We start from the raw sequence: 4,350 nt of genomic DNA, 5'->3' as shown, positions 1-4,350 counted from the left end.
ATTTCGCCCTTGAGAGCTCTATAAACCTTCTCAGGACCTGCTATACTGTTAACCGCTGCGGTAAAAATCCACTCAATAGCTGGTTTCCAACCAACATTGCCATTTGCAAACGGCATTATACCTTTCTCTTTCATCTTGGCCGCCAATTCTTCCATCTCTGCAAGTGTCCTCGGAGGAGTCCATCCATTCTCCCTAAATATACGAGGGTTGTAAAACAGAACCATCGCCTCGAATTCCTGAGGTATTGTATAGAACTTTCCCTTATAGTGTCCGAGTTGCCAGTACAGATCCACCATTAAATCCTTCCAACGGTACTTCTCCGCATACTCATCCAGCGGCTTTAGGAAACCTGCGTCGATATACAAGGGAACAAAGGAAGGACCTGCTAATCCAACAACATCTGGACCCTTACCCGCTATTAACTGCGCCCTCAAAGTCTCTTCATCACCTGGCATTTCGATCCAATTAACCTTGATGCCCGTCTTAGCCTCGAAAGAGGGAAAGTACTTATTCACAAGCCATTCTTTCTGCGGCTCTTCTAGCCAAGCCAACCACACTGTTATTTCGCGAGCCATTGCTAAAGGAGACGCCAACAAAACCACTACCAGCAACACCACAGCAACTGTACCCTGTAACCGCAATGACCGCCTCATGTTCTTTACCCCCCTAAACACTGTCTCTCTTGAACCACTCTAATATCACCCTTATTAGGCTCTAAAAGACCCTTTTTCCTTTCTCAATCACACTTAGAGTTGCTTCTACAAGGTCCTCAATTCTCGTCTCACAAAAGCCAAAAACAGCGCTCCGGACTTTGCCGTTGAAAGGACGATACATCTCCTCTGGAATACCTTTCTTGCCAAGTAGAACACCAATAATCGAGCCAGCCGTAGCCCCGTTACAGTCCGTGTCCCTTCCACACATGACTGCGATGGATACGGTTTTCCTGAAATCCTTTTCTCCAAAGAGAAGTGCGATAAGCACGTAGGCAAGGTTTGGTAAGGTATGTACCCAGTGGTATCTTCCGTAGCGTTTTTCAACTTTCTCCCAAACCTCAAGCCAGTCCTTTGCCTGCTTGCTCCACTCCACCACCTCCTTTACCATTTCGCTCAGTCGAGAACGTTTGGGTACCTGAGAAAGGCCGGCCATGATAACCTCATGAATGTCATCGCTCACAAAGGCTGCGGATATAGCTGCTGCTACAAACATCTCTCCGTAAATACCGTTTTTGGTATGGGAAAGCGAGGCATCCCGGTACGCTAAAGAGGCAGCAAGTTCCGGATTCCCAGGAGCAAGGTATCCAAAAATATCAGCTCGAATTTGAGCACCAATCCACTCCCGGAAAGGATTCCAGTAGGTGGCTGTGAAGGGGGGTTTGAGACCTCGGACCAAGTTGGCATATGCTTGGCGCTCAGCAGTGTACACCATGTTGTACGGAAGGTGAGAAAGCCACATATCTCCAACATCCTCTGGTGTGAAGTCAAAACCGTTCTCTTGCACGAGCTTGAGATTAAGGATGGTGTAGTCTATGTCATCATCTCGAGGTACCCAGGCAATGTTTCCCCTTGTCGCCTCAACGGCAGAAGGGTGGAAAGGGTGTCTTCCTTCTTCAATCTTATCGGGAGCATACACGAAGTAATCAGCAAGAGGATACGAATCAGTAGCCTTCAGATAAACCTCTATATCTTCCTTGGGCCATCCTTCAACCGGCTTCCCAAGGGTACAGCCAATACATCTTCCAAGCCAAGCTCCCTCAATCTTCTCTCGAAGATCGTTAGTATCGATCTCCTTCGGCATCTTAGAACTCTTCTCGGGCTTTTCCTTTTGAATCGTCTCCCAATCGGAGGGCTCAAAATACGGGTAACCCTGTTTCTCTTGCAGTCCGAAGAGGGCATTGTAGAACTTTTCAATTCGTTCGAAAGAGTCGGCCTCCTTCAGTTTCGAGAAATCTTCCCGAATTGATGGGGGAACATCTTTGCCCTCTTCCTCAAGCTGGACAAGCTCGTACTTGAGGAGTTCCAGCATTTCCTCCTTTTGGAAGTGAGCAAAATTCCCAATCGGACTCTGTCCGTCTTTCATCACGTAAGCGCCTCCTCCAAAGCGGAATTGAATCCACCCTTCGCCTTCAAGGATTCTTAGAGCTTCTCTAACCGTCGGCCTTCCTACTCCCAGGATGCGAGCGAGCTCGTTCTCTGGAGGGAGTTTGTCTCCTCTTCTGAACACCCCGTGGACAATGTCCCTTCGGATCTCTTCGGCAACCAAAACAGCGAGTGTCTCTCTCCGTACGGGTCTCATGGTGTCTCTCCTTCAGGATTGTAATACAATTTTACAGTATTACTATAGTTAGATTAACATGATTTGTCAATTGGCGTAAACAGAAAATCGAGTGAATATGCTAAAAGCCTCTTAAAAGTCCTTCTTCCCAAATCGACGGTTTTCAAAAAATTCCTCAAGAAGCATACTCAGCGGGATCCTATGGTTGCAGAAATCGGTGCAAAAGATTACCATACCGAGGGTACCAGGAGAAGCTCTAAGGGAGGTTGCCGATGCCAAAGCTCTGCCTTATTGCTCTTGGAGGTGCATTTGGCGCTGTGCTCAGGTACGCAATTTCTGGCCTAACGCATAAGTACCTTGATGGTGGATTTCCCTGGGAACTCTGAGTGTGAACCTCATTGGTGCTGTTGCCATTGGTTCCCTCTGGGGGGTTATTCGAAGAGGCCCTTGTTCCTCCAAATCTCAGGACGTTCGTTTTTATAGGTGTTATTGCTTCGTTTACGACGTTCTCGACGTACTGCCTGGAGACCTTCAACCTGCTCCGAGACGGTGAGGTGACCTTTGCGCTACTCAATGTCCTTTTGAGTAACGTCCTCGGGATTGTGCTGGTTTCGGTTAGTTTCATGGCTGCAAAGTACTTCGTTGTTCTCGCAAAGAGGTGGTAGCGATGAAGCTACCTGAAGAAGGGGTGCTCTTGAGAATCTTCATCGGAGAGGCGGACACGTACAAAGGAAGGCCTCTCTACGAACAGATTGTCCTGAAGACAAGGGAACTGAATCTTGCAGGGGCAACCGTTGTTCGGGGAATCATGGGTTTTGGAGCCAATAGCCGGCTGTACACGGCAAAGATTCTTCGCCTCTCGGAAGACCTCCCTGTTGTCATCGAAGTTGTGGATACGAAAGAAAACATCGACAAGCTCCTGCCGCTTCTCGATGAAGTGGTAAAGGAGGGGTTGATTACGATGGAAAGGGTGACGGTCATCAAGTACACGCACAGCGCCTCAGGCAGAGAGCAACCCGTACGGTAGCGGCTGCAATGTGGAGGAAAGACTCTCACGGAGCCCAAAGGACGCTTGAGGCCATAGCCTAAAAAAGAATGGCTCCCCGGGCAGGACTCGAACCTGCAACCATCCGGTTAACAGCCGGACGCTCTACCATTGAGCTACCGAGGAGCGATTCAAGTACAGATTATAAAAACCTCACTCCGATTCGTCAAGATAGTCCCGGAGCTTTTTGCTCCGGCTTGGGTGGCGGAGCTTGCGCAGTGCCTTTGCCTCAATCTGCCGGATGCGTTCCCGGGTGACCCCAAAAATCTGCCCCACTTCCTCAAGGGTGTGGGGCTTTCCATCCTCAAGACCGAAGCGAAGCTTCAGGACCTTCCGCTCCCGCTCCGTGAGGGTGTTGAGGACACTCTCAAGCTGCTCCTTCAGAAGGGAATACGAAGCTGCCTGAGGCGGAGCCATAACCCCGGTATCCTCGATGAAATCCCCGAGGTGGCTGTCCTCCTCTTCCCCAATGGGGGTCTCAAGGGACAGAGGTTCCTGAGCCGTCTTGAGAATCTCCCGGACTTTTTCAGGCGTAATGCCCATACGTTCGGCAATCTCTTCCGGGGTCGGTTCACGGCCGAGTTCCTGGGTGAGCTGACGGCTTATCCGGGAGAGCTTGTTGATTGTCTCAACCATATGCACGGGGATGCGGATTGTACGGGCCTGATCCGCAATGGCCCGGGTGATGGCCTGGCGAATCCACCAGGTGGCGTAGGTTGAGAACTTGTAGCCCTTCCGGTAGTCGAACTTTTCCACCGCCCGGATGAGGCCCAGGTTCCCTTCCTGGATGAGGTCAAGGAAGAGCATCCCCCGGCCGACGTAACGTTTGGCGATACTCACCACAAGGCGCAAATTGGCCTCGATGAGTTTTTTCTTTGCCTCCTGATCCCCCTGCTCAATGCGCTTGGCTAACATGGTGGGGTGGGGCCCCTTTCCCAGGGAAATACTGGAAAGAGAAAGACCCGACTACTGGATCCCGCGCCCGGAGAGCCTCTTGCGCATCTTCCCCGGCAGGGCGGGTTGAGGGCGCGGTC

3 protein-coding genes, 1 tRNA gene and 2 pseudogenes are annotated in these 4,350 nt (G+C 50.6%); 2 read left to right on the top strand and 4 right to left on the bottom strand.

What is annotated here, in order from left to right:
* Together H5U36_09250 and H5U36_09245 are read right to left on the bottom strand one after the other, a co-directional pair.
* Positions 1-653: extracellular solute-binding protein (locus tag H5U36_09250; GenBank protein MBC7218297.1), on the bottom strand; the 653-nt coding region annotated here is incomplete at its 3' end.
* A gap of 61 nt (positions 654-714) precedes the next feature.
* Positions 715-2,292, bottom strand: a complete 1,578-nt coding sequence (locus H5U36_09245) for an ADP-ribosylglycohydrolase family protein (GenBank protein MBC7218296.1) — start codon at positions 2,290-2,292, stop codon at positions 715-717.
* A 251-nt stretch (positions 2,293-2,543) separates the two neighbouring features.
* Between H5U36_09245 and crcB the strand changes: the two are divergent.
* A pseudogene (gene crcB / locus H5U36_09240) lies at positions 2,544-2,936 on the top strand (fluoride efflux transporter CrcB).
* Positions 2,937-2,938: 2 nt separating this feature from the next.
* Positions 2,939-3,298, top strand: coding sequence for a DUF190 domain-containing protein (locus H5U36_09235; protein ID MBC7218295.1), 360 nt, complete (start codon positions 2,939-2,941; stop codon positions 3,296-3,298).
* Positions 3,299-3,367: 69 nt separating this feature from the next.
* On the opposite strand, the gene H5U36_09230 is transcribed toward H5U36_09235, so the two are convergent.
* A tRNA-Asn gene (locus H5U36_09230) sits at positions 3,368-3,442 on the bottom strand.
* Between the two features lie 27 nt (positions 3,443-3,469).
* Positions 3,470-4,228 (bottom strand): annotated as a pseudogene (rpoD, locus tag H5U36_09225) (RNA polymerase sigma factor RpoD).
* Positions 4,229-4,350: the final 122 nt, after the last annotated feature.

This window comes from Candidatus Caldatribacterium sp. (assembly GCA_014359405.1).
GTDB classification, from domain to species: domain Bacteria; phylum Atribacterota; class Atribacteria; order Atribacterales; family Caldatribacteriaceae; genus Caldatribacterium; species Caldatribacterium oleiphilum.
This window is presented reverse-complemented; position numbering and strand designations above follow the sequence as displayed.

Coding starts and splice junctions, on each gene's coding strand:
- H5U36_09245 (MBC7218296.1), bottom strand. CDS start 2,292: ATGAGACCCGTACGGAGAGAGACACTCGCTGTTTTGGTTGCCGAAGAG.
- H5U36_09235 (MBC7218295.1), top strand. CDS start 2,939: ATGAAGCTACCTGAAGAAGGGGTGCTCTTGAGAATCTTCATCGGAGAG.